This window comes from Citrobacter sp. wls613 (assembly GCF_005281195.1).
GTDB lineage: Bacteria > Pseudomonadota > Gammaproteobacteria > Enterobacterales > Enterobacteriaceae > Citrobacter > Citrobacter gillenii.
In genome coordinates this window covers 10911-11788 of sequence record NZ_SZXN01000031.1, presented here as the reverse complement: position 1 = coordinate 11788, position 878 = coordinate 10911, and the positions used below count along the sequence as shown (strand labels likewise).

At 50.0% G+C, this 878-nt stretch carries 2 protein-coding genes; both read right to left on the bottom strand.

The genetic code is table 11. From position 1 onward, the window contains the following. Nucleotides 1-8 precede the first annotated feature (8 nt). Entirely contained in the window at nucleotides 9-404 is a 396-nt protein-coding gene (locus FDX01_RS04550) for a tail fiber assembly protein (protein WP_137399311.1), read from the bottom strand. Next, the coding region (locus FDX01_RS23015; protein WP_212734001.1) for a hypothetical protein at nucleotides 404-878 on the bottom strand (475 nt) is incomplete at its 5' end. The genes FDX01_RS23015 and FDX01_RS04550, both read right to left, overlap by 1 nt.

The following is an 878-nucleotide window of genomic DNA, read 5'->3' as shown; positions in this document are numbered from 1 at the left end:
GGCCTACTTTATTTTGGCCAGTCAATATCAGGTGCCTTGGAAGTATCAACCCGGCTTAAAAGCACGCGATATTTTTTCAGTGTAGTTAACTGTGTTCTTTCTTCATCTGTCGCCATGTCTAGGTCGACCGTATCCTGAAGTATGGAGATCGTCTGGCTTGCTTCAGCTATAAGATTAGCCTTTTGCTGCTCTGCCTGAGAAATCAAATCCTCTTTTGGTACCTCCGGCTCAGGAGGAACGTTAAACACACCTTCTTTGTATGTTCCGCCAATCCCGCAAAGATTATCACCGCACCTTACTGCATGAGTGCCTTCAGGCGGCCCCCATTCTGTGACGCCATCCCATACAACAATATTAATTATCAGGCCATCTGAGTTAACAACTGCATAGCTTTCCGGAACCATTACGCGTACTCCATAATCAGTATTGCGCCATCATTTCCCGCAAACCCAGCCTGAGCAGCGGAGCTTGCGTTAACAAAAATACCAGACCCCCCACGCCCTCTCTCACCACCAGGGAAAGGAGATGCCGGAGAAAGCCATCCGGTTCCCGATCCTGTCGCTGCCTGAAGAAAGTTACACGCCTGCGAACCTAGGCTGAAAGCAAGCACCTCGGTCTTGTTATACTTATTGATAACTGGCTTGTCATATGATGGCTGCGCAACTGCGGTAGTAGCGCCGACTGATCCCGGGCCTGACCCATACCCGCCAGTAACATCAGCGATATCTGCAATTGCGGTTGTACCACCTGCAAACCCGGCGCCATTTACCTGTGACTTGCCACCAGCACCAACGCTTACAGCCTTACCTGCACCAATATCAGATGCGTATGCTTTAATAAAAGCATATGCTCCACTGTTACCAGCTGCAGCACCGCCC

Excerpts from the sequence above, each read along its gene's own strand:
- FDX01_RS04550 (WP_137399311.1), bottom strand. The coding sequence starts at position 404 with ATGGTTCCGGAAAGCTATGCAGTTGTTAACTCAGATGGCCTGATAATT.